This is a genomic window from Pseudonocardia sp. ICBG1142 (assembly GCF_020496255.1).
Taxonomy (GTDB): domain Bacteria; phylum Actinomycetota; class Actinomycetes; order Mycobacteriales; family Pseudonocardiaceae; genus Pseudonocardia.
The window spans coordinates 36,770-57,898 of the sequence record NZ_JAHLJC010000007.1 but is presented as its reverse complement, the minus strand read 5'-3'; the positions used below and the strand labels follow the sequence as shown (position 1 = coordinate 57,898).

The 21,129-nt window shown below is 74.3% G+C and carries 22 protein-coding genes; 12 read left to right on the top strand and 10 right to left on the bottom strand.

The features are described 5' to 3' along the window. Positions 1 to 20: 20 nt before the first annotated feature. Entirely contained in the window at positions 21 to 1,331 is a 1,311-nt protein-coding gene (locus tag KPL59_RS10535) for a bifunctional o-acetylhomoserine/o-acetylserine sulfhydrylase (RefSeq protein WP_226360703.1), read from the bottom strand. Between the two features lie 288 nt (positions 1,332 to 1,619). Here KPL59_RS10535 and yaaA point away from each other — a divergent pair, with 288 nt between their 5' ends. The 3 genes from yaaA (at position 1,620) to KPL59_RS10520 (ending at position 5,866) form a co-directional block, all read left to right on the top strand. Next, on the top strand, positions 1,620 to 2,369 hold the full coding sequence (yaaA, locus tag KPL59_RS10530) for a peroxide stress protein YaaA (protein WP_226360702.1): 750 nt from the start codon (positions 1,620 to 1,622) through the stop codon (positions 2,367 to 2,369). Between the two features lie 460 nt (positions 2,370 to 2,829). Then, a complete protein-coding gene (locus tag KPL59_RS10525) occupies positions 2,830 to 3,771 on the top strand; it encodes a serine protein kinase RIO (protein WP_226360701.1) in 942 nt (313 codons plus the stop codon). Between the two features lie 259 nt (positions 3,772 to 4,030). Continuing rightward, positions 4,031 to 5,866: a DEAD/DEAH box helicase gene (locus tag KPL59_RS10520; protein WP_374111617.1), complete on the top strand. Its 1,836-nt coding sequence runs from the start codon at positions 4,031 to 4,033 to the stop codon at positions 5,864 to 5,866. 46 nt (positions 5,867 to 5,912) lie between these two features. Here KPL59_RS10520 and KPL59_RS10515 read toward each other — a convergent pair whose 3' ends face one another. Next, on the bottom strand, positions 5,913 to 6,338 hold the full coding sequence (locus KPL59_RS10515) for a lipopolysaccharide assembly LapA domain-containing protein (RefSeq protein WP_083695713.1): 426 nt from the start codon (positions 6,336 to 6,338) through the stop codon (positions 5,913 to 5,915). Between the two features lie 177 nt (positions 6,339 to 6,515). Beyond that, on the bottom strand, positions 6,516 to 6,983 hold the full coding sequence (locus KPL59_RS10510) for a GNAT family N-acetyltransferase (RefSeq protein ID WP_226360700.1): 468 nt from the start codon (positions 6,981 to 6,983) through the stop codon (positions 6,516 to 6,518). 54 nt (positions 6,984 to 7,037) lie between these two features. On the opposite strand from KPL59_RS10510, the gene KPL59_RS10505 reads away from it, so the two are divergent. After that, positions 7,038 to 8,429 carry a mycothione reductase gene (locus KPL59_RS10505; RefSeq protein WP_226360699.1) on the top strand — a complete coding sequence of 464 codons (1,392 nt, stop codon included), beginning with the start codon at positions 7,038 to 7,040 and terminating at the stop codon, positions 8,427 to 8,429. A 4-nt stretch (positions 8,430 to 8,433) separates the two neighbouring features. Here KPL59_RS10505 and KPL59_RS10500 read toward each other — a convergent pair whose 3' ends face one another. From KPL59_RS10500 to KPL59_RS10490, 3 genes are read right to left on the bottom strand one after another with little or no spacing between them, the layout of a single operon-like run. Then, a complete protein-coding gene (locus tag KPL59_RS10500) occupies positions 8,434 to 8,862 on the bottom strand; it encodes a type II toxin-antitoxin system VapC family toxin (protein ID WP_226360698.1) in 429 nt (142 codons plus the stop codon). Further along, on the bottom strand, positions 8,843 to 9,076 hold the full coding sequence (locus KPL59_RS10495) for an AbrB/MazE/SpoVT family DNA-binding domain-containing protein (protein ID WP_226360697.1): 234 nt from the start codon (positions 9,074 to 9,076) through the stop codon (positions 8,843 to 8,845). The genes KPL59_RS10500 and KPL59_RS10495 overlap by 20 nt, the downstream gene beginning before the upstream one ends. Before the next feature lie 40 nt (positions 9,077 to 9,116). Beyond that, a complete protein-coding gene (locus KPL59_RS10490) occupies positions 9,117 to 9,926 on the bottom strand; it encodes a 1-acyl-sn-glycerol-3-phosphate acyltransferase (protein WP_226360696.1) in 810 nt (269 codons plus the stop codon). 346 nt (positions 9,927 to 10,272) lie between these two features. On the opposite strand from KPL59_RS10490, the gene KPL59_RS10485 reads away from it, so the two are divergent. Genes KPL59_RS10485 through KPL59_RS10455 form a run of 8 tightly spaced genes read left to right on the top strand, consistent with a single transcriptional unit; the run spans position 10,273 to position 17,042 of the window. Continuing rightward, on the top strand, positions 10,273 to 11,001 hold the full coding sequence (locus tag KPL59_RS10485) for an alpha/beta hydrolase (RefSeq protein WP_020622016.1): 729 nt from the start codon (positions 10,273 to 10,275) through the stop codon (positions 10,999 to 11,001). Positions 11,002 to 11,006: 5 nt separating this feature from the next. Further along, positions 11,007 to 12,278, top strand: a complete 1,272-nt coding sequence (locus KPL59_RS10480; RefSeq protein WP_226360731.1) for an FAD-dependent oxidoreductase — start codon at positions 11,007 to 11,009, stop codon at positions 12,276 to 12,278. Beyond that, positions 12,275 to 13,051, top strand: a complete 777-nt coding sequence (locus KPL59_RS10475; protein WP_075307569.1) for a DUF1365 domain-containing protein — start codon at positions 12,275 to 12,277, stop codon at positions 13,049 to 13,051. The genes KPL59_RS10480 and KPL59_RS10475 overlap by 4 nt, the downstream gene beginning before the upstream one ends. Continuing rightward, a complete protein-coding gene (locus KPL59_RS10470; protein WP_149663546.1) occupies positions 13,048 to 14,355 on the top strand; it encodes a cyclopropane-fatty-acyl-phospholipid synthase family protein in 1,308 nt (435 codons plus the stop codon). Before KPL59_RS10475 ends, KPL59_RS10470 begins: the two co-directional genes overlap by 4 nt. Before the next feature lie 21 nt (positions 14,356 to 14,376). Then, the gene (locus KPL59_RS10465; RefSeq protein WP_226360695.1) at positions 14,377 to 15,741 is read left to right on the top strand and encodes a cyclopropane-fatty-acyl-phospholipid synthase family protein; all 1,365 of its coding nucleotides are present in this window, start codon (positions 14,377 to 14,379) and stop codon (positions 15,739 to 15,741) included. A gap of 4 nt (positions 15,742 to 15,745) precedes the next feature. Next, positions 15,746 to 16,393 carry a DUF1295 domain-containing protein gene (locus tag KPL59_RS10460; RefSeq protein ID WP_226360694.1) on the top strand — a complete coding sequence of 216 codons (648 nt, stop codon included), beginning with the start codon at positions 15,746 to 15,748 and terminating at the stop codon, positions 16,391 to 16,393. A gap of 20 nt (positions 16,394 to 16,413) precedes the next feature. Continuing rightward, positions 16,414 to 16,545 (top strand): hypothetical protein, encoded by a 132-nt coding sequence (locus tag KPL59_RS35595; RefSeq protein WP_255676891.1) that lies wholly within the window; start codon positions 16,414 to 16,416, stop codon positions 16,543 to 16,545. Between the two features lie 32 nt (positions 16,546 to 16,577). Further along, positions 16,578 to 17,042 (top strand): peroxiredoxin, encoded by a 465-nt coding sequence (locus tag KPL59_RS10455; protein WP_226360693.1) that lies wholly within the window; start codon positions 16,578 to 16,580, stop codon positions 17,040 to 17,042. A gap of 37 nt (positions 17,043 to 17,079) precedes the next feature. Here the strand turns inward: KPL59_RS10455 and map are convergent, their stop codons facing one another. From map to KPL59_RS36835, 4 genes are all read right to left on the bottom strand, one after another. Next, a complete protein-coding gene (gene map, locus KPL59_RS10450) occupies positions 17,080 to 17,937 on the bottom strand; it encodes a type I methionyl aminopeptidase (protein WP_226360692.1) in 858 nt (285 codons plus the stop codon). Positions 17,938 to 17,961: 24 nt separating this feature from the next. Next, a complete protein-coding gene (locus KPL59_RS10445; protein WP_226360691.1) occupies positions 17,962 to 18,345 on the bottom strand; it encodes a DUF3054 domain-containing protein in 384 nt (127 codons plus the stop codon). Positions 18,346 to 18,413: 68 nt separating this feature from the next. Further along, positions 18,414 to 20,246, bottom strand: coding sequence for a penicillin-binding transpeptidase domain-containing protein (locus KPL59_RS10440; RefSeq protein ID WP_226360690.1), 1,833 nt, complete (start codon positions 20,244 to 20,246; stop codon positions 18,414 to 18,416). A 170-nt stretch (positions 20,247 to 20,416) separates the two neighbouring features. Beyond that, positions 20,417 to 21,127, bottom strand: coding sequence for a CPBP family intramembrane glutamic endopeptidase (locus KPL59_RS36835; protein ID WP_226360689.1), 711 nt, complete (start codon positions 21,125 to 21,127; stop codon positions 20,417 to 20,419). Between the last annotated feature and the right edge of the window lie 2 nt (positions 21,128 to 21,129).

Here is a 21,129-nt window from a genome sequence, read left to right as displayed (position 1 = left end):
CCAGGTAATCAGATCCGCGCTCATGCGCCCTTCGCGGCGCGGAACCCGGCGTCGAGGTCGGCCTTGAGGTCCTCGATGCCCTCCAGACCGACCGAGAGCCGGATCAGGCCCGGGGTGACCCCGGACGCGATCTGCTCCTCGGCCGACAGCTGGCTGTGCGTGGTCGACGCCGGGTGGATGACCAGGCTGCGCACGTCGCCGATGTTGGCGAGGTGGCTGTGCAGCTCGAGGGCGTTGACGAACTTCTTGCCCGCCTCGACCCCGCCCTGCAGCTCGAACGCCACGATTGCGCCGCCGCCCTTGGGCAGGTACTTCTTCTGCAGCTCGTGCCACGGGCTCGACGGGAGGCCCGCGTAGTGGACCTTCTCCACCTCGTCGCGACCCTCCAGCCACTCGGCCAGCGCCTGGGCGTTCTGGTTGTGCCGGTCGATGCGCAGCGACAGCGTCTCGATGCCCTGCAGGATCAGGAACGCGTTCTGCGGGGAGATCGCCGGGCCGAGGTCGCGCAGCAGCTGCACGCGGGCCTTGATGATGTAGGCGATCGGGCCGACGGCGTCGGTGAACACCGCGCCGTGGTAGCTCGGGTCGGGGCTGGTCAGGCCCGGGAACCGGTCCTTGTTGGCGACCCAGTCGAACTTCCCGGAGTCGACGATGATGCCGCCGACCGACGTGCCGTGGCCGCCGAGGAACTTGGTCAGGGACTCGACGACGATGTCGGCGCCGTGCTCGATCGGCCGCACCAGGTACGGGGTCGGGACGGTGTTGTCGACGATCAGCGGGACCCCGGCGGAGTGCGCGACGCCGGCGACGGCCGCGATGTCGAGGATGTTGCCGCGCGGGTTGCCCAGCGTCTCGCCGTAGAGGGCCTTGGTGTTCGGCCGGATCGCGGCCTTCCACTCCTCCAGGTCGTCCGGGTCGTCGACGAAGGTGACCTCGATGCCCAGCTTCGGGAAGGTGTAGTGGAACTGGTTGTAGGTGCCGCCGTAGAGGGAGGCGCTGGAGACGATGTGGTCCCCGGCCTCGGCGATGTTCTGGATCGCCAGTGCCTGCGCGGCCTGCCCGGACGCGACGGCCAGGGCCGCGGCCCCGCCCTCCAGCGCGGCGACGCGCTGCTCCAGCACGTCCTGGGTGGGGTTCATGATCCGCGTGTAGATGTTGCCGAACTCGGCGAGCCCGAACAGGTTCGCGGCGTGGTCGGTGTCGCGGAAGACGTAGGACGTCGTCTGGTAGATCGGCGTCGCCCGGGCATTGGTGGTCGGGTCGGGTGCGGCGCCGGCGTGCACCTGCTTGGTCTCGAACGACCAGTTGGCGGTGATGTCGGGGTCGGTCACGGTGGGACTCCTCTTCGGGTCGACCGCCGGTGTGAGCGTGCCGAGGCGGGCCGTGCCCGGGTCGGTCGATCGCGGCGGCTACAGGGGTAGCTACAGGACTGTGGCGGGGCGGACGCGTACGTGGGCCCTCGGACGAGCGCGGGTCAGCGACAGGGGCGACAGGACGCGCTCGTGATCCGCATGCAGTCGACGTGGATGCGCGCCACCAGGCAGGTCACACACCCGAACGTAGTGCGGTCCCCCGGCGGGCACAACGGCCGTCCGCGGTGATCACTACTCTGTGGCGCCGTGCTCGTCCTGCTGCCGCCCTCGGAGACCAAGCGTGACGGCGGCGACGGCCCGCCGCTCGACCTCACCGCGCTCTCCCACGACGCCGACCTCGGCCCCGTCCGCGCGGAGCTCTGCGACGAGCTCGTCGCACTGGCCGGTGACCGTCCGGCCGCGCGTGCCGCGCTCGGGGTCTCGCAGCGCCAGGACGCCGAGATCGACCGCAACGCCGCGCTGCGCACGAACCCGACCCTGCCGGCGCTGGACCGCTACACCGGGGTGCTCTACGACGCCCTCGACGCCGGGTCCTTCACCCGCGCCACCCGGGACCGCGCCCGGTCCCGGCTCGCGGTGTGCTCGGCGCTGTTCGGGCTCCTCTCCGCCGACGACCCGATCCCGCCCTACCGGCTCTCGGCGGGCTCGAAGCTGCCCGGTTCGGGCACGCTCGCGGCGCGCTGGCGCCCGGTGCTCGACCCGCTGCTGGCGCGCATCGCCGAGGGCGAGCTCGTCGTCGACCTGCGCTCGGGCGGCTACGCCGCGCTCGGCACGGTCCCCGGCGCGGTCACGGTGAACGTGCTGGCCCAGCGCCCGGACGGGTCGCGCTCGGTGGTCAGCCACCACAACAAGTCGCACAAGGGCGGCCTGGCGCGGCTGCTGGCGACCTCGCGGGCCGAGCCGGCCGACGCCGGCGCGGTGGCCCGGATCGCGCGGCGGGCGGGGCACCTGGTGGAACGCGACGGCAACCACCTCGATCTCGTCATCCCGGCCTGAGCCCGGATCCCGGAGCCGGGCACACGCCCGCCGTGCCGGCCCTCGGTCGTGCCGGTCCCGGTCGTGATGGTCCCGGTCGTGACGGCCCGGTCGTGACCGCGGGCAGCGCTGTCGTGCCGGCCCGGTCGTGCCGGCCCGGTCGTGCCGGCCCGGTCGTGACGGCCCGGCCGTGACGGCCCGGCCCGGCGCGGGGCCCGGCCGGCGCGCGTGGCGGCCGCCGTCGGCCGGCGGCGTGGAAAACCCGTGGCGGGCCGGGGCGGCGTCCGGCAGGGTCACGACCGGCCGGAGGGACCGGTGGCGCGGCAGGATCGCGCGGTGCGAGCGGGGAGGTGCGTACCGATGGCCGTCCGTCGTGTCCGGGTGCGCAACGCGCGCCCCACCGCACCGTCCCCGTCGCGCGGCACGACCGGTCCCTGAGGACCGGCTCCGCGCGGCACCCTCGCCGCCTCCGGAGCCGCACGTGTACTCCTCCGACCGTCCCGATCCCGTCCGCCGTCGCCGCCGCTTCGACGACCACAATGACGACGAGCCCCGCCCCCGTCCCCGTCCCGGCCGCGCCGACACCGCCGCGCTCGACCTGGACGGCCGGGCCGGGCACGACCCCGACACCGCCGAGATCCCCGGCGGTGCCGACCGCTGGTCCACCTGGACCGGGCTGCCCGCCGGGTCCCGCGGTCCGCACCCCCGCCCCGGCTGGCTGGTGACCGACGCCGGCGCCGTCGACCACGAGCGCGGGGTGCTCAAGACCGGCAAGGAGGCCGACGTGCACCTCGTCGAACGCGGCCTCCCCGGCCACGACGGGGTGCTGCTCGCCGCCAAGCGCTACCGCGACCCCGCACACCGCATGTTCCACCGCGACGCCGGCTACCTGGAGGGGCGCCGCGTCCGGCGCTCCCGGGAGACCCGCGCGATGGCGCGGCGCACCGTGCTGGGCCGCGACCTCATCGCCGGGCAGTGGGCGGCGGCGGAGTTCGCCGCGCTCGCCCGGCTGCACGGCGCGGGGGCGCCGGTGCCCTACCCCGTCTCGGTCGACGGGACCGAGGTGCTGCTGGAGTTCCTCGGCACCGCCGACGGGCGCGCCGCGCCCCGGCTCGCCGCGCTGCGCCCGGACCCCGACGAGCTGGCCGCGCTGTGGCGCGACCTCGTCGACGCCCTCGGGGTGCTCGCCGATCTCGGCTGGGCGCACGGCGACCTGTCGGCCTACAACGTGCTCGTCCACCACGGCAGGGCGGTGCTGATCGACCTGCCGCAGGTGGTCGACGTCGTCGGGAACCCGCAGGGACCGGAGTTCCTCGACCGTGACGTGCGACGCATCGGCGAGTGGTTCGTCGCGCACGGGCTGGACCCGGACGCCCCCGCCGACCTGCTGTCGGACCTGCGGGAACGCTCCCGGATCGGCTGACGGTCGACCCCGGTCGCCGGGGTGCGGCCCGGACACCACGGGCGGCATCCCGGCGGGCGGAGGAGGTCCCGCCGTCGTCCGGGCAGGGCGCGGGGCGTAGTGTCGATCGACGAGCGCCCGGGCATTCTGTCACCGGGCCGAGCCCTTCCATCACGGAGCGCGCACCGCGACGACGCACCTGCCGCGCCCGGGCCCGTCGGCCGAGCACACCTCCCCCGAGGTCTCCGCAGGACGTGCCACGTTCTCGAGGAGACCTGTCTTGACCAGGCCGCAGTTCCGCCCGCCGTCGTCCGACGCCGGCACCGCCACCGACCGTCCCGTCCGTCGGCGGGCCACCCGCCCGTCCGGGCCGTCCGCCGACGGCGGCGCCCACCGCGGGTCGACCCGACGCGACGACCGCCGCACCGAGTTCCGCAGCGAGACCCGCGGCGAGTTCCGTGGCGAGGACCGCCGTGACCGTCCCGCCCGGGACGACGACCGCCGCGACGCCGCGCGTCCGGCCCGGGGCACCCGTACTGGCGGCCCCGCCCGCGGTGAGCGCACCGGCGCCCCCCGCGGCGAGCGCACCGCCCGGGGCGAGCGCTCCGGCGACGGCGGCACCGGCAACCGCGCCGAGCGCCGCGAGCACCTGCAGGACGGCAGCCGCGTCGACCGCGGGCCCGCCCGGTCCTCCCAGCGCAACGGTGACCGTCCGGCCCCCCGCCGCGGACGCCGCGGCGGTGGCGGCAGTGGCGGTGGCAATGGCGGCGCCGCGTCCCGTCCGGCCGCGTCCCGCGCCGCCGTCGCCGCGCCGAAGGCCGAGCCGGAGCCGCAGTGGGTCGAGCCCGAGGACGGCATGCCGTCGTTCGCCGCGCTGGGCCTGCCCGAGCGTCTGACCACGGCACTGGCCGAGCAGGGCTTCACCGCCCCGTTCCCGGTGCAGGCGGCCACGCTGCCCGACACCCTCGCCGGGCGTGACCTGCTCGGACGCGGCCAGACCGGGTCCGGCAAGACCCTCGCCTTCGGGCTCGCGCTGCTGGCCCGCCTGGCCGGGGAGCGCTCCCGCCCCACCGCCCCGCGCGGTCTGGTGCTGGTCCCGACCCGCGAGCTCGCCACCCAGGTCGTCGAGGTACTGAAGCCCCTGGCGAAGGCGGTCGACCTGCGGGTGACCGACATCGTCGGCGGGATGTCGATGAACAAGCAGGTCGCCGAGCTCCGGCGCGGGATCGACCTGCTGGTCGCCACCCCGGGCCGGCTGTCCGACCACCTCCAGCAGCGCACCTGTGACCTGTCCGAGGTCACGATCACCGCGCTGGACGAGGCCGACCGCATGGCCGACATGGGCTTCCTGCCCCAGGTCCGCGCGATCCTCGACCGCACCCCGGCCGACGGGCAGCGTCTGCTGTTCTCCGCGACCCTCGACGGCGACGTCGACACCCTGGTCCGGCGCCACCTCACCGACCCGGTGACCCGCTCGGTCGCCCCGCCGACCGGCAGCGTCGCGACGATGGAGCACCACGTGCTCGTCGTCGACCGCGACGACCGGCCCCGCGTCGTCGCCGAGATCGCCGCCCGGGAGGGCCGGACGATCCTGTTCGTGCGCACCAAGCACGGCGCCGACCGGATGGTGCGGGTGCTGCGTCGCGAGGGCGTCGCCGCCGGGCCGCTGCACGGTGGCCGCTCGCAGAGCCAGCGCAACCGCGCGCTCGACGACTTCCGCTCCGGCGCGGTGCCGGTGCTCGTCGCGACCGACGTCGCGGCCCGCGGCATCCACATCGACGACGTCGGGCTCGTCGTGCACGTCGACCCGCCCGCCGACCCCAAGGCCTACCTGCACCGTGCCGGGCGTACCGCCCGGGCCGGGGAGGACGGCGTCGTGGTGACGCTGGCGATGCCCGAGCAGCGTGCCGAGGTGGACCTGCTCACCCGCCAGGCCGGGGTCTCCGCGGAGGTCTCGACGGTCCGTCCGGGGCACCCGGACCTGGTCCGTGTGACCGGTGCGCAGGAGCCGTCCGGCGAGCCGATCATCGTCGCCAAGCCGCCGAAGCCCACCCCGCGCCGTCGCCCGGCCGCGGGCGGGGCCGCGCGCTCCGACCGGCCGCGCCGCCGGCGCTGACCTCCCCCGGGTCGCGGCCGCCTCACCCGGCCGCGACCCGCGCGGGTCAGCCCCGCCGCGCCTGCCGGCGCAGCTGCAGGATCCGGCCCGTCCCGGGCACGGCGACCAGCAGGATCCCGGCGATCGCGGCGAACAGCAGCGCCACCCCGGTCGGCAGGGTCCCGGTCATCCACAGGAAGGTGATCGCGACCGGCTCGGTGTTCTGCAGGATGAACACCAGCAGGAAGATCAGCACGACCGCCGAGAGGATCAGTGCGGCCCACAGCCCGCCGGCGCGGGTGTGCGGGATCGCGCGCTTCTCGGTGGTGGCCTCGGAGTCCGGTCCGCCCTCCACCGGCACCGCCACGGTCGGCTGCTCGGCCGTGGGATCGGGCGTGCGCAGCGCCGGATGGGTCGCCGGGTCCGCCGTCGGGTCCGCCGGTCCGACCCGCCCCCAGGCCGGGGAGTCGCCGCCCCGTCGGTCCTCGCTCATCCGTTCCGCCTTCCTCTCCCAGCGTGTCCGCTCGTGCACCCTCGGTCGGAGCACGCGCGGGAGTATCGCGCACTCGGCGCCCCGGCGACGGCGACGCGCGGAGCACGCCCCTCGTCCGGTCGTGCGCCGCACCGTCCCCGCCGGACCTGCGCACACGGGCCGCGGGCCGGGCCCCGCTCAGGAGCGACGGCGCTCCATCGGGACGTGCGGGATGCCGTCCTCGACGAACCGCTCCCCCGCCGGCACGAAACCGTGCCGGGCGTAGAACGCCTGCTGGACCTCCTGGGCGTCGAGCACGCAGGGGCGGTCGCCGACCTCGGCGAGCGCCGAGTCCATCAGCCGGTGGCCCAGCCCGCGTCCGCGGGCGTCGGCCCGGGTGCACACCCGACCGATCCGCATGACCCCGCCGGGCTCGGCCAGCAGCCGCAGGGTCGCGACCACCGTCGCGCCCTCGGCCAGCCAGTGGTGCCGGGTCCGCGGTTCGAGGTCGCGCCCGTCGAGCTCCTGGTAGGGGCACTCCTGCTCGACGACGAAGATCGCGGTGCGCAGCGCGAGGAGCGCGTACAGGGTGGCCGGGTCGAGGTCGGCGGCCCAGGCGCGGTGCAGGGTGGGGGCCGCCGCCGCGGCCGGTGTGGGGACGGTCATCTCCAGAGGGGTACCAGAACGCCGCCGACCCGCGGAAGCGGTTAGCCTCGCGACGTGGCCCACCATGATCTGGTCGTCATCGGCACCGGTTCCGGAAACACCTTCCTCGACGAACGCTTCGCCGGGCTCGACGTCGCGCTCGTCGAGCACGGGGTGTTCGGCGGGACCTGCCTGAACGTCGGCTGCATCCCGACGAAGATGTACGTCTACGCCGCCGACGTCGCCGAGACCATCCGGCACGCGCACACCTACGGCGTCGACGGCACCGTCGACAAGATCCGCTGGACCGACATCCGGGACCGGGTGTTCGGGCGGATCGACCCGATCTCCGAGGGCGGTCGCTCCTACCGGGTGGACCGCAGCCCCAACGTCACCGTGTACTTCGGGCACGCCCGCTTCACCGGCGAGCGCGAGCTGGGCATCGAGCGCACCGACGGCTCCGGCACCGTCACGGTCAGCGGCGACCGGATCGTCATCGCCGCCGGGTCGCGGCCGAGCATCCCGCCGCTGGTCGCCGACGCCGGTGTGCCGTTCGAGACCTCCGACACCGTGATGCGTGTCGACGACGTGCCGCACCGGCTCGCCATCCTGGGCGGCGGTTACATCGCGTCGGAGTTCGCCCACGTGTTCTCCGCGCTCGGCGCCGAGGTCACCGTGATCGCCCGCGGGCCGAAGCTGCTGCGCCACCTCGACGACACGCTGTCCGACCGGTTCACCGAGATCGCCACCGCCCGCTGGGACTGCCGGCTGGGGCGCCAGGTCACCGCGCTGTCCGGCGACGGCAGCGGTGGCCCCGGCGAGGTCGAGATCACGCTCGACGACGGCTCCACCGTCGTCGCCGACACGTTGCTCGTCGTCACCGGCCGGATGCCCAACGGCGACCGGATGGACCTGGACCGCGGTGGCGTGACCGTGCACGCCGACGGCCGGGTCGCCGTCGACGAGTACCAGCGCAGCGTCTCCGCCCCCGGGGTGTGGGCGCTGGGCGACGTGAGCTCCCCGCACCAGCTCAAGCACGTGGCCAACCACGAGGCCAAGATCGTCGGTCACAACCTGGCGCACCCGGACGACCTGCGCGCCACCAACCACGACCTCGTCCCGGCCGCGGTGTTCACCGAGCCGCAGATCGCCTCGGTCGGCCTGACCGAGGCCGAGGCCCACGACGCCGGGTTCGACATCGCGGTCAAGGTGCAGAACGTCGGCGACGTCGCCTACGGCTGGGCCATGGAGGACCGCACCGGCATCTGCAAGCTGATCGCGGAGAAGGGCACCGGCAGGCTGCTGGGCGCCCACCTGCTCGGGCCGCAGGCATCGACGCTGGTCCAGCAGCTGATCCAGGCGATGGCCTTCGGCCAGACCGTCACCGAGATCGCGACCGGCCAGTACTGGATCCACCCGGCGCTGCCCGAGGTCATCGAGAACGCCCTGTTGGGGCTGGAGATCTGACGGTTCAGGTCACCAGGACGACGTCGACGTCGAGCACCCGGTAGGTGCCGAGCGCACGACGATCACGGGTCACGAGGGGAACCCCGGCGTACGCGGCGCAGCCACCGACCAGGGCGTCGTAGACCGACCCGCCGGAGACCCCCATGCCCGCCAGCCGGTCGAGCAGCTCCGCGGCCGCGGCGGGCGACAGGAAGACCGTGTGCGGGAAGTTGTGCCGGATCAGCGTCGCGACCGCGGCGACCGTGCGGCGGCTCGGCGCCGGGAGCCGGGTGAGCACCGAGAACGTCTCGAACGCCGCGTGACCGGACAGGCCGATCCGTCGTCCCTCGACGACGGATCGGCATGCTGCCCGTGCCTCGTGGTCGGCGGTACTGAGCGCCACCGCGACACTGGTGTCGACGAGCAGCTGCGGGTCAGCGCTGGTCGGCGTCACTGAGCTGCTGCACGTCGTCGTCGGTGAGAGGAGTTCCCGACGACGGGACCAGGAGCCAGCCGTCCTCCTCCGCCAGGGTGTCCTGCGCGACCGGACGGACCCTCAGGTCCGCACCGTCGGCCTCGACGTCCACCTCGCCCGGGACCAGGCCGAGGCGGTCCCGCAGCTGCTTCGGGATCACCAGGCGCCCGGCATTGTCGATGGAGGCCTTCATGCCATCAGGCTACCAACGAGATGCCACCCGCGGGGCAGGGTCAGGACGCCGCCCGCTGCGTCGGGTCCGCCGGCTCGCCCGGTGATTCCGGACGCGGCCGAGCCTCCGGGTCGTAGGGCGTCGCCGGGCGGGTCTCCCCGCGCAGCTCCTCCAGCAGCCCGGTCACCGCGTCCATGATCTTCGCGGTGGCCGCGTCGAGGGTGGTCTTCGTCAGCGGCTTCCCGACGAACTCCGAGAGGTCCACCGGCGGGCCGAGCGCGACCGTGACGCGCTTGCGCGGGAACGGCGCCGGCTTCCCGTCGGCGGGCAGGAAGTCCTGGGTGCCCCAGTTCGCCATCGGGATCACCGGGACGCCGGAGCGCAGCGCGATCCGGGCGACGCCGTTCTTCGGCTTCATCGGCCAGTGCTCGGGGTCACGGGTGTACGTGCCCTCCGGGTAGATCGCGACGATCTCCCCGCGCTCCAGGGCGTCGATCGAGCCGGTGAACGACTCCGACGCCCGCTTCGACGACCGGTACACCGGAATGTGCCCGCCGTGGCCGAGCACCCACTTGACCACCGGCACCGACCACAGCTCGCCCTTGGCCAGGAACCGCGGGATCCGGCCGTGCGCGGTGCCGAAGGCGATGTCGAAGATCGGGTCGGAGAACGAGACGTGGTTGCCGACCAGCAGGGCGCCGCCGGTGCGCGGCAGGTGCTCCGCACCGCGCCAGCCCAGCCGGGTCCCGAAGACGACGAACGGCCAGATCACCGCGATCGCGAGGCCGAACCAGAAGCCCGACCCGCGACGCCGGCGTCGCACCGTCGCCACGACCTTCTGCCACACCGTCAGCTCCGGTGGCACGCCCATCCTCGTCGTCCTCTCCCCGCCCGTCCGCGGCGCCCGGCTCCCGGGCGCACGCACATCTTCGCGCCTCCCGCGGCCGGGTGCGTCCGTGGTCCTACCCACCCACGCCCTGACCACCGGGGGTGATGTGCACCTCACTCGTTCGAGTGGCCCCGCGCGCCGAGATGTCTCGACGAGCAAGGTACCCGGGCCCGATCTAGGGTCGACGGGTACGCACCGGCCGCGGGCCGTGTCCGGGCCGACCCGATGTGAGGACGGTCCCACCGACCGGCCACCACCGGGCCTCCGGACGAACACGCGCCGAGACCGTCCCGGTGCCCCGCGCACCCCGTCCCCTGCGAGGCGCCCCGTGCCCGATCCGAGTCCGTGGCTGGAGAACGCCGGCGACCGCCACCCCGACCCCGCCGGTGTGGTGCTCGTCGCCCACGGTGGGAAGTCGCACTCCACCGCCCCCGCCCGGCGCGGGCTGGCGCTGCTGCGCATGCTGCCGTTCGCGCACTCCCTGGAGCGCGGCGGGCGCGGCCACCGGACCGAGCTGGGCTCGGGCGTCGCGGTGCACCTGCTGCGCTACCGGGTGCGGGGCTGGAACGGCCCGGCCATGGACGCCTACCGCGACGCCGAGTGGGCCGTCCACGAGCTCGCCCGCCGCTACCCGGGGCGTCCGATCGTGCTCGTCGGGCACTCGATGGGTGGCCGTGCGGTGCTGCGGGCGGCGGGCGCGCCCGGTGTCGTCGCGGTGTGCGGGCTCGCCCCCTGGCTGGAGGGATCCGACCCGGTCGAGCAGCTCGCCGGGCGCGCGGTGCTGATCGCGCACGGCGACCGGGACCGGATGACCGACCCCGCCGCGTCCTACGCCTACGCCCTGCACGCCCGGTCGGTGACCGACCGGGTCGCCCGCTTCGACGTCCTCGGCGACGGCCACCCCATGCTCCGCCGCGCCGGTGACTGGACCTCCCTGGTGCGACGTTTCGCACTCGGCGAGCTCGGGGCCGAACCCCGGGACCCGGTCATCTCGAACGCCATGGCGGAACCCGCCCCGGCCGGGCTGCGGGTCGCGCTCGAAGGAGTCCACAGGTGAGTGCAGTGCAGGCGCGTCCGACCGTTGCCGTGGTGGGCAGCGGGGTGTCCGGTCTGACGGCCGCCCACCTGCTGTCCCGCAGCCACGACGTGACGCTGTACGAGGCCGACGACCGCCCCGGCGGGCACGCCCACACCCACGAGCTGGCGTCGTCGGACGGGGGGACGACCCACGTGGACTCGGGTTTCATCGTCCACAACGACCGCACCTACCCGAACCTGCTGCGGCTGTTCGGCGAGCTGGGCGTGGCCACCCAGGACTCCGACATGTCCATGTCGGTGCGCTGCGACGGCTGCGGGCTGGAGTACGCCGGTGCCCGCAAGCTGGGTGGCCTGTTCCCCCAGGCGTCGAACCTGGCCCGGCCGGCCTACCTGCGGATGCTCGGTGAGGTCGTGCGGTTCCACCGCCACACCCGCCGGGTCCTGGCCGAGTCCTCCGCCGGCGACGTGACGCTCGGGGCGTTCCTCGCGATCGGTGGCTACTCCCGCTACTTCGTCCAGCACTTCATGATCCCGGTGGTGTCCTGCGTGTGGTCGGCGGGCGCGGCGCTGTCGCTGGACTACCCGGCGCGCTACCTGTTCACCTTCCTCGACCACCACGGCATGCTCGGGATCGGCGGCTCGCCGCAGTGGCGGACGGTCACCGGCGGGTCCCGCTCCTACGTCGAGCGCGTCGTCAAGCAGCTCCCGGCCGTGCGCACCGCCACACCGGTCCGCTCGGTCCTGCGCTCGTCCGCGGGCGTCGAGGTCCGCGACGACTCCGACGCCGTCGCCGCGTTCGACCACGTCGTGCTCGCCACCCACCCCGACCAGGCGCTGGCGGTCCTGGGCGACGACGCCACCGCCGACGAGCGGGCCGTGCTGGGGGCGTTCACCTACTCCCGCAACGAGACCTGGCTGCACCACGACACCTCGCTGCTGCCGCGCCGCGGCGGCGCCCGGGCGTCGTGGAACTACCTCAAGCCCGCCTGCGCCGACTCCGCCCAGGCTCCGGTGCTGGTCAGCTACGACATGAACCGGCTGATGCGCCTCACCGACCCCGACGACTGGGTGGTCACGCTGAACGGCACCGGGCGGATCGCGCCGGACGCCGTCGTCGCACGGATGACCTACGAGCACCCCGTGTACACGCCGGACTCGGTGGCCGCGCAGCGCCGCCTGCCGGAGCTGAACACCCCGGTCACCGCCTTCGCCGGCGCCTACCACGGCTGGGGCTTCCACGAGGACGGCTGCGCCTCGGGGGTACGCGCCGCCCGCGCGCTCGGGGTGAGCTGGTGAGCACCCCGGCGCTGTACGACGCCGAGGTGCGGCACGCCCGCCGGCGCGACCTGGAGTCGTCGTTCTCGCACCCGATCTACTACTGGCTCGTCGACCTCGACGCGCTGCCGCGGCTGCCGTTCTGGCTCCGCCCGTTCGCCCGCTTCGAGTCCCGCGACCACCTCGGCGACCCCGGGCGCGGGATCCGGGAGAACGTCGACACCTACCTGGCCGCGCACGGCATCGACCTGGCCGGGGGCCGGGTCCTGATGCTCGCCCACGCCCGGGTGCTCGGCTACGTGTTCAACCCGATCTCGGTGTTCTGGTGCCACCGCGCCGACGGCACGCTCGCCTGCGTGATCGCGGAGGTGCACAACACCTACGGCGAACGGCACTGCTACCTGCTGCACCCCGACCCGTCGGGGCGGGCGAGCGTGGACAAGGAGTTCTACGTCTCGCCGTTCCTCACCGTCGACGGCCACTACGCGATGCGCCTGCCCGAACCCGGCGACCGGCTAGGCATCGCGATCACGCTGCACCAGGACGGCGCGCCCGCGTTCGTCGCCACCCTGGCCGGGACCCGCCGGCCCGCGACCACCCGGCAGGTGGCGCGCACGGTGCTGCGGCGCCCGCTGGTCACCCAGCGGACCGCGGCGCTGATCCGGCGGCACGGCATCGCGCTGTGGACCCGGCTCCCGGTCGTGCCGAAACCGGCCCGTCCACCACAGAACCGCGCGGGCCTGCCCGACGAACACCCCGTACAGGATCTGCCTCAGGAAGGGCTCTCGCGATGACGATGCAGCACGACGGGATCGCCGTGCCGGTGACCGGCGGGGCGCGCGGCGTCCGGCCCCGCACCCACGCCGTCCCCCGCCCCAACGAGGGAGTGTGGCCCGGGCTGGCGACGCCGCCGGTGGCCCCGGTCAAGGCCAGGATCGCGGAGTCGCTGTTCCGCAACGCCGTCCGGTCGCTGCCGGTCCGGGTGGTGTTCCCCGGTGGGGAGCGCATCGGGTCGGGCGGCCCGGACTCGCCGGTGATGCGGATCGAGCGGCCGTCGGCGTTCTTCCACCGGCTCGGCGCCGACTCGAAGATCGGGTTCGGCGAGTCCTACATGGTGGGCGACTGGACGACCACCGACCTGCCCGGTCTGCTGACCCCGTTCGCGTCCCGGCTGTCGACGCTGATCCCGCCGGCGCTCCAGCGGCTGGGCCGCCGGTTCGCCGAGGCCCGCCGGCCCACCGCCGAGGTCAACTCGGTGGAGGGGTCGCGGGAGAACATCCACCGCCACTACGACCTGTCCAACGAGCTGTTCTCGCTGTTCCTCGACGACACCATGTCCTACTCCGCGGGCTGGTTCGCCGACGGCTCCGACGACCTCGTCCTGGCCCAGGAACGCAAGATCGACGGCATCCTGGACATGGCGGGCGTCGAGGCCGGGATGCACGTGCTGGAGATCGGAACGGGCTGGGGCGGGCTCGCGACGCGGGCCGCGCAGCGCGGCGCCCGGGTCACCACCCTGACGATCTCGCAGGAGCAGAAGACCCTCGCCGAGGCGCGGCTCGCCGAGGCGGGCGTGGCCGACCGGGTGCAGGTGCTGCTGCGCGACTACCGCGAGGCCCAGGGCTCCTACGACGCCGTCGTGTCGGTCGAGATGATCGAGGCCGTCGGCGTCGAGTACTGGCCGACGTACTTCGCCGCGCTGGACCGGCTGCTCAAGCCGGGCGGGCGGGTCGGCCTGCAGTCGATCACCATGCCGCACGACCGGATGATGGTCGCCCGCGACGACTACACCTGGATCCACAAGTACGTCTTCCCGGGCGGGATCATCCCGTCAGTCGAGGCGATCGAGCAGAACCTCGCCGACCACACCGGCGGCCTGCACGTCGCCGAGCGGCGCAGCCTCGGCTTCGACTACGCCCGCACCCTGGGCCACTGGCGCACGCGCTTCCTCGAGCGGTGGGACGAGGTCGAGGCGCTCGGCTTCGACGAGACGTTCCGCCGGATGTGGGAGTTCTATCTCGGCTACTGCGAGGCGGGCTTCCGCGTCGGCTACCTCGACGTCTTCCAGTTCTCGCTGCAGCGCCGCCCGTCCTTCTGAATCGAGCTGAATCGAGGCCCCATGACCACCACCCCCGCGGAGCGCCTCGCCTCGCTCCTGGAGGACGTCCTGCGCGCCCCGCTCCCGGTGCGGCTGCGTGCCTGGGACGGCAGCGAGGCCGGGCGGACCGGCACCCCCGACGACCCGACCCCGCCGACGGTGATCGTCCACCGGCGCCGGGCCCTGCGCCGGCTGCTGTGGGCGCCGGGCGAGCTCGGCCTGGCCAGGGCGTTCGTCTCCGGAGACCTGTCCTTCGACGGCGACATCGCCGACGGGCTGTCCCGGTTCTGGGCGCTCGCCCGGCCGGGCACCGGTGCTGTGCGGCTCGGCCTGCGTCAGAAGCTGGGGGCGCTGGGCACCGCGGCCCGGCTCGGCGCCGTCGGCCCGCCGCCGCGGCCGCCGTCGTCGGAGGCCCGTCTGGGTGGTCGGCGGCACAGCCGCCGCCGCGACCGCGACGCGATCAGCCACCACTACGACCTGTCGAACGAGTTCTACGCCTTCCTGCTCGACCCGCAGATGGCGTACTCGTGCGGCTACTGGACCCGCGACGAGGGGCCCGACTACACCCTCGTCGACGCCCAGCGCGACAAGCTGGACCTGATCTGCCGCAAGCTCGGCCTGGCGCCGGGGATGCGGCTGCTCGACGTCGGCTGCGGCTGGGCGTCGCTGCTCGTGCACGCCGCGGAGCACTACGGCGTGCACGCCACCGGGGTGACGCTGTCGGCGCAGCAGCGCGACTACGGCGTCGAGCGCGTCCGCCGGGCGGGGCTGTCCGAGCGGGTGGAGATCAGGCTGCAGGACTACCGCGAGATATCCGACCAGCCCTTCGACGCGGTCGCCTCGATCGAGATGGGCGAGCACGTCGGCCAGGAGAACTACGGCGTCTACGCCGCGCAGCTGCACCGCATGCTGCGACCGCACGGACGCCTGCTGCTGCAGCAGATGTCGCGCGGCTCGGTCGGGGCGAACACCGCACCCGGCGGCGGCGCGTTCATGGAGGCCTACGTCGCGCCGGACATGTACATGCGCCCGCTCGGGGAGACCCTCGGGTTCCTGGAGCAGGCCGGGCACGAGGTGGTGGACGTGCACTCGCTGCGCGAGCACTACGTGTGGACGGTCCGGCCGTGGCTGGAGACGCTGCAGGCCCACCGCGAGACCGCGGTCCGGATGATCGGTGCGGAGCAGTGGCGGATCTGGCTGCTGTACCTGGCCGGCGCGGCGCTGGCGTTCGAGGAGAACCGGATGGGTGTGCACCAGATCCTGACCGTGCGCCCCGGCGCCGACGGCACCTCCGGTCTGCCGCGCAGCCGCACCGGGATCCTGGGGCTCGACCCGGCCGTCGGGAACGCCCCGGCGGGCGCGCCGTCGCCGGCCGCGACAGCATGATCGCGTGAACCCGTTCCCCTGGGCCGCGTGGGCCGTCAACCTCGGCGTCACCGCCGTCGCCGTGGCCGTGCTCATGGCCCTCGCCTACGCGATCGGGGTACGGCGCGGCAGACACGACGGCGTCGACGTCGTCTGGGGCCTCGGGTTCGTGTGGGTCGCGCTGGTCACCGCGGTGACCGCGACCGCCCTCGACCCGACCGGCGACGGCTGGCGGCGCGCCCTGGTCGTCGTGCTCGTCGCGGTGTGGGGCGGGCGGCTGGCGCGGCACATCGCGCGGCGCAACCACGGGAAGCCGGAGGACCGGCGGTACGTGGAGCTGCGCGAGCGCGGTGCGATCGGCCGTCGCGTCTACCTCACCCAGGGTGCGGTGATGTGGGTCGTGTCGCTGCCCGTGCAGCTCGCCCAGTACGGCAGCGCGGCGACGGGATGGCTGGTCGCCGTCACCGTGCTCGGTGTGCTCGTCTGGGCGGTCGGGTTCGCCTTCGAGTCCGTCGGCGACGCCCAGCTGGCCCGGTTCACCGCCGATCCCGCGAACCGCGGCGAGGTGATGGACCGCGGCCTGTGGCGGTACACCCGCCACCCCAACTACTTCGGCGACGCCTGCGTCGGTGGGGTCTGGGCATCCTCGCGCTGCACCACCCGGCGGGTCTGATCGGCCTGGTCGGGGTCGCCGTGATCACCGCGAACCTGGTGAAGGGCACCGGCGCGGCGCTGCTGGAACGCGACATCGCCGGCCGGCGCCCCGGCTACGCCGACTACGTCCGCCGCACCAGCGGGTTCCTCCCGCTGCCCCCACGTTCCTGACCCACCCCGCACCCCCGACCCGAGGAGACACCATGGCCGTCGGCGACACCGCCACCGACTTCGAGCTGCCCGACGAGGCCGGCGCACCGCGCAGGCTCTCCGACCTGCTGGCCGCCGGGCCCGTCGTCCTGTTCTTCTACCCGGCCGCGATGACCGGTGGCTGCACCGCCGAGGCCTGCCACTTCCGCGACCTCGCGGCCGAGTTCGCCGAGGTCGGCGCGCAGCCGGTCGGGATCTCCTCGGACCGGCCGGACAAGCAGAACATGTTCGCGGCCGCGAACGGCTTCGGCTTCCCGCTCCTGTCCGACGCCGACCACACCGTCGCGAAGTCCTTCGGCGCCTACCGGGCCTGGCTCCCGGGGAACTTCCACACCCGCCGCAGGACGTTCGTGATCGGGCCGGACCGCCGGATCCTCGCCGAGATCGGCTCCGAGACCGACATGAACAAGCACGCCGACGAGGCGCTGGCCCTGCTGCGCGGGCGCACCGCGGCCTGACCCGGGTGCCCCGGCCGCGCAGGCCGGGGCGACGGGCTCAGGGCAGGGTCAGGATCTCCGCGCCGTCGTCGGTCACGACGATGGTGTGCTCGAACTGCGCGACCCACGACTTGTCCTTGGTGACGACGGTCCAGTCGTCGTCCCAGGTGTCGTAGTCGATCCCGCCGAGGGTGATCATCGGCTCGATGGTGAAGGTCATCCCGGGCTCGAGGACGGTGTGCACGTCGGGCTGGTCGTAGTGCAGCACGACCAGCCCGGAGTGGAACTCGTGGGCGATGCCGTGGCCGGTGAAGTCGCGGACGACGCCGTAGCCGAAGCGCTTGGCGTAGGACTCGATGACCCGGCCGACGACGTTCAGCTCGCGCCCGGGACGGACGGCCTTGATGGCGCGCATCGTGGCCTCGCGGGTGCGCTCGACGAGCAGCCGTGCCTCCTCCGACACGTCACCGGCCAGGAAGGTCGCGTTGGTGTCGCCGTGCACCCCGCCGACGAACGCCGTGACGTCGACGTTGAGCACGTCGCCGTCGTTGATCACGGTCGTGTCCGGGATGCCGTGGCAGATGACCTCGTTGAGGCTGGTGCAGCAGGACTTGGGGAAGCCGCGGTAGCCCAGCGTCGAGGGGTACGCGTCGTGGTCGACGAGGAACTCGTGGACCACGCGGTCGATCTCGTCGGTGGTGATGCCCGGGCGGACGGTCTCGCCGGCGAGCTGCAGCGCCCGGGCCGCGATCTTCCCGGCGTGCCGCATCAGCTCGATCGTCTCGGGCGTCTGGACGTCGCCGCGACGGCTGCGCGCCGGGGCCGGCTTGCCGACGTACTCCGGACGCGGGATGTGCGCCGGCACCTCGCGACTCGGGGTCGGTGTACCGGGGACGAGCAGCGTGCGGGTCGACATGACCCCATCGTACGTCCGGCTCGGTCAGCGGGTCGGGGTGCGCGGGGCCCCCAGCCGCGCGACGGCCGCGGAGATCCCCCGCCAGCCCAGCAGCAGCACCGCGAGCGAGATCGTCGCGACGACGGCGAACGACAGCGGGAGCCGCCCCAGGAACCCCAGGCGGAGCAGGAGTCCGACGACCACGGCCCCGGCGAGCACGACCACCCCGGCACGCAGCGACGCCGGCGCCGACCGCACCCACGGCGTCGCCCAGGCCGCCGCGGCACCCAGCGCGAACGGCAGCGCGGTGCCGAGCAGGCCGAGCACGCTGTCGGCCTCGGCGTGGCTCATCCTCCCGACGGCGGCGAACACCACGACGGCGACGAGGTCGGCCACGAACGCCAGGGCGGGGATCCGGCTGGGGTGCACGACGACCAGGGTAGGACGCCCCACGCGGTGCCGGCCCGTCGCCGCCCGGCCGGTCCCTCCCGGGTCGCTCAGCGCGGGACGCCCGACAGGAACCGCGCCGTCATCTGCACCGCGGGACCCGAGGACCCGCCGTCGACGATGAGGGTGGCGAAGGCCAGGTCACCACGGTAGCCGGTGAACCAGCCGTGCGACCGGTTGCTGCCGTCGGGGCCCGCGTACTCGGCGGTGCCGGTCTTGCCGAACACCTCGCCCTGCCCGGCGGCGGCCCGCGCCGTCCCGGAGGTGACGACGGCGCGCATCATCGGCCGCAACTGGTCGAGCACCGCGCGGTCCGGGGTGCCCGGCGCGACGGCGGCCTCGGTCGTCGCGCCGCGGATCAGCGACGGGGTGACGGGCGCACCGTGCGCGACCGTCGCCGACACCATCGCCATGCCGAACGGGGAGGCGAGGACGTCGCCCTGGCCGAAGCCGTCGCTGGCCCGCTGCAGGTCGTCGGTGGCTGGCGAGACGGTGCCGGTGATCGTCGTCATCCCGGGGATCTTCCAGTCCGCGCCGAAGCCGAGCGCCTTCCCCGCGGTCGGCAGCCCGTCGGCGGGCAGCCCGAGCGCCAGCCGGGAGAACGTGGTGTTGCAGGACTGGGCGAACGCCTCGGTCAGCGGCACGGTGCCGAGGACGAAGGAGTTCTCGTTGGGGATGGTGCGCCCGTCGATCACGGTGGTGCCGGGGCACTCGACCGGGGACTGCGGGGTGAGGTTCTCCGCGGGCATCGCCCCGTACGCGGTGACGATCTTGAACGTGGAGCCGGGCGGGTAGCGGCCGGTCAGGGCCAGTGCGCCGTCACGGTCGGCGGCGGCGTTCTGCGCGACGGCGAGCACCGCCCCGGTGGACGGCCGGATCGCGACGATCATCGCCTGCCGGGAGTCGGCGTCGACGGCGTCCTGCGCCGCGTTCTGCACGGTGCGGTCCAGCTCCAGGGTGACCGGCCTCCCGGGCCCGGCCGGCTGCCCGGCGACCGAGCGGACGGTCTCGCCGCGCGGGCCGACGACGTCGACCGACCAGCCGGGGGTGCCGCCCGCGGCCTTCTCGATGTCCGCGCGGGCGCCCTGCATCAGCTGGCCCGCGAAGCCCTGGTCGGGCGGCAGCAGCCGGGTCGAGGACACGAACCGGACGCCGGGCAGGTCGTAGATGCGGTCCCGGACCCGCTGGTAGTCGGGCTCCCGCAGCACGACGACGGTGTAGGCCTGCCCGTCCGGCACGGCGTTCGCGCCCGCCCTGATACTCGACGCGGTGATGGCGGGGTCGATCGACCCCAGCGCGGAGCCGAGACCGCTCGCGGCCTGCTCGACCTGCGCTTTGTCCAGGGTGACGGTGACGACCGGGGTGGGTGCGAGCAGGGTGGCCCCACCGGCGTCGAGCACGGGCGCCGGCGCCGCGGTGACGGTGCGGGTCACCGGCCGCTGGCCGTCGGTGAGCCCCGGCGCGAACGCGGCGGGCGACCAGTCGACCGCCCATCCGGTGTCGTTGCCCGGGGTGTCGTCGGCGGCGACGAGCGGCAGGTCGAGCGTGTAGTTCCAGGCCCGGCCCTGCCCCAGGTCCCAGGCGACCTCAACGGTCGACGTGGCGCGGTCGCCATCGGTGCGGGTGCCGGTGATCCGCGCGGTCATTCCGGTCGGCGCGAGGTCGTCGCGGGCCTTCTGCAGGTAGGCGCCCGCCGTCTCCGCGTCCGTGGTGTAGACGGCGGCACCCGGCGCGTCACCGGCGGCCCACGCGGTCACGTACCGCTCGGCGGTCGTCCCGGCGCCACCCCAGGGGCGCAGCAGCGCCACCACGACACCCACCGCGACGAGCACGACGATCGCGGCGGCCAGGACCAGGGGGCGCTTCCGCAGGGTGGCGATCACGATCACCGAGTATGCCGCCCCCGGTGTGAGGCCCGGGTGTCCGGGCGCCGGCCCGTTCGCAGAAGGCGAGCTCGGCGAGCACCCCACCCGGTGGGAGCCCAGCTCCCGGAGAGAGATGTCCTCGTCGTGCACGCATCGGCGCCGTCAGGGGCCTGGTACGGATCCGTCGTTCACAGCACCCCGGCGAACGCCAACGCAACGACCTGGGCGATCGCGTTGTGCACCACGTGCGTGACCACCCCGGGCCACACCGAGCCGCTGCGCCGCCGCAGCTCCCCCGCGACCAGACCGACGACGAGCGCGGTCACGAACACCGCGTTCAGCCCGTGCGCCAGCGCGAACACCAGGGCGCTGCCCACCACACCGACGACCGCCCCGTAGCGCAGCAGCCCCGAGGTGACCACCCCGCGGAACAGCAGTTCCTCCCCCAGCGGGGTCAGCACCGCGAGGAACAGCAGCGACAACGCCACCGACCACGCCCCGCCAGTGCCCGCGTCGGCGTAGGCGCCCTGGATGTTCTCCGGCTCGATCCCGACCAGGACCATTCCGATCGCCAGCAGCCTGCTGACGACGAACGCCAGGATCGCCCCGGCCGCGCCGATCACCAGCCAGCGCACGGTCGTCGCCCGCACGCCGAACTCGGGCAGCGGGCGACGCCGGACGGCGACGGCCGCGGCGAAACCGGCGATGCCCGCGATCCCCGACAGGGCCGCGAGGAACAGGCCTCCCGCGAGCGGCCCCAGGTCGAGGGTCCGCAGCACCAGCGGCCCACCTCCGTAGGCCACCGCGGCCAGCACGACCAGCCCGACGACGATCTCCCCCCACCCGGGACGCGACGGGCTCCCCGCCGTGACGGGTGCTGCGGAGCGGGAACGGGACACGA

Coding starts and splice junctions, on each gene's coding strand:
- KPL59_RS10515 (WP_083695713.1), bottom strand. CDS start 6,338: ATGAGCGAGGACCGACGGGGCGGCGACTCCCCGGCCTGGGGGCGGGTC.
- KPL59_RS10510 (WP_226360700.1), bottom strand. CDS start 6,983: ATGACCGTCCCCACACCGGCCGCGGCGGCGGCCCCCACCCTGCACCGC.
- KPL59_RS10495 (WP_226360697.1), bottom strand. CDS start 9,076: ATGAAGGCCTCCATCGACAATGCCGGGCGCCTGGTGATCCCGAAGCAG.
- KPL59_RS10490 (WP_226360696.1), bottom strand. CDS start 9,926: ATGGGCGTGCCACCGGAGCTGACGGTGTGGCAGAAGGTCGTGGCGACG.
- KPL59_RS10470 (WP_149663546.1), top strand. CDS start 13,048: ATGACGATGCAGCACGACGGGATCGCCGTGCCGGTGACCGGCGGGGCG.
- KPL59_RS10465 (WP_226360695.1), top strand. CDS start 14,377: ATGACCACCACCCCCGCGGAGCGCCTCGCCTCGCTCCTGGAGGACGTC.
- KPL59_RS10455 (WP_226360693.1), top strand. CDS start 16,578: ATGGCCGTCGGCGACACCGCCACCGACTTCGAGCTGCCCGACGAGGCC.
- map (WP_226360692.1), bottom strand. CDS start 17,937: ATGTCGACCCGCACGCTGCTCGTCCCCGGTACACCGACCCCGAGTCGC.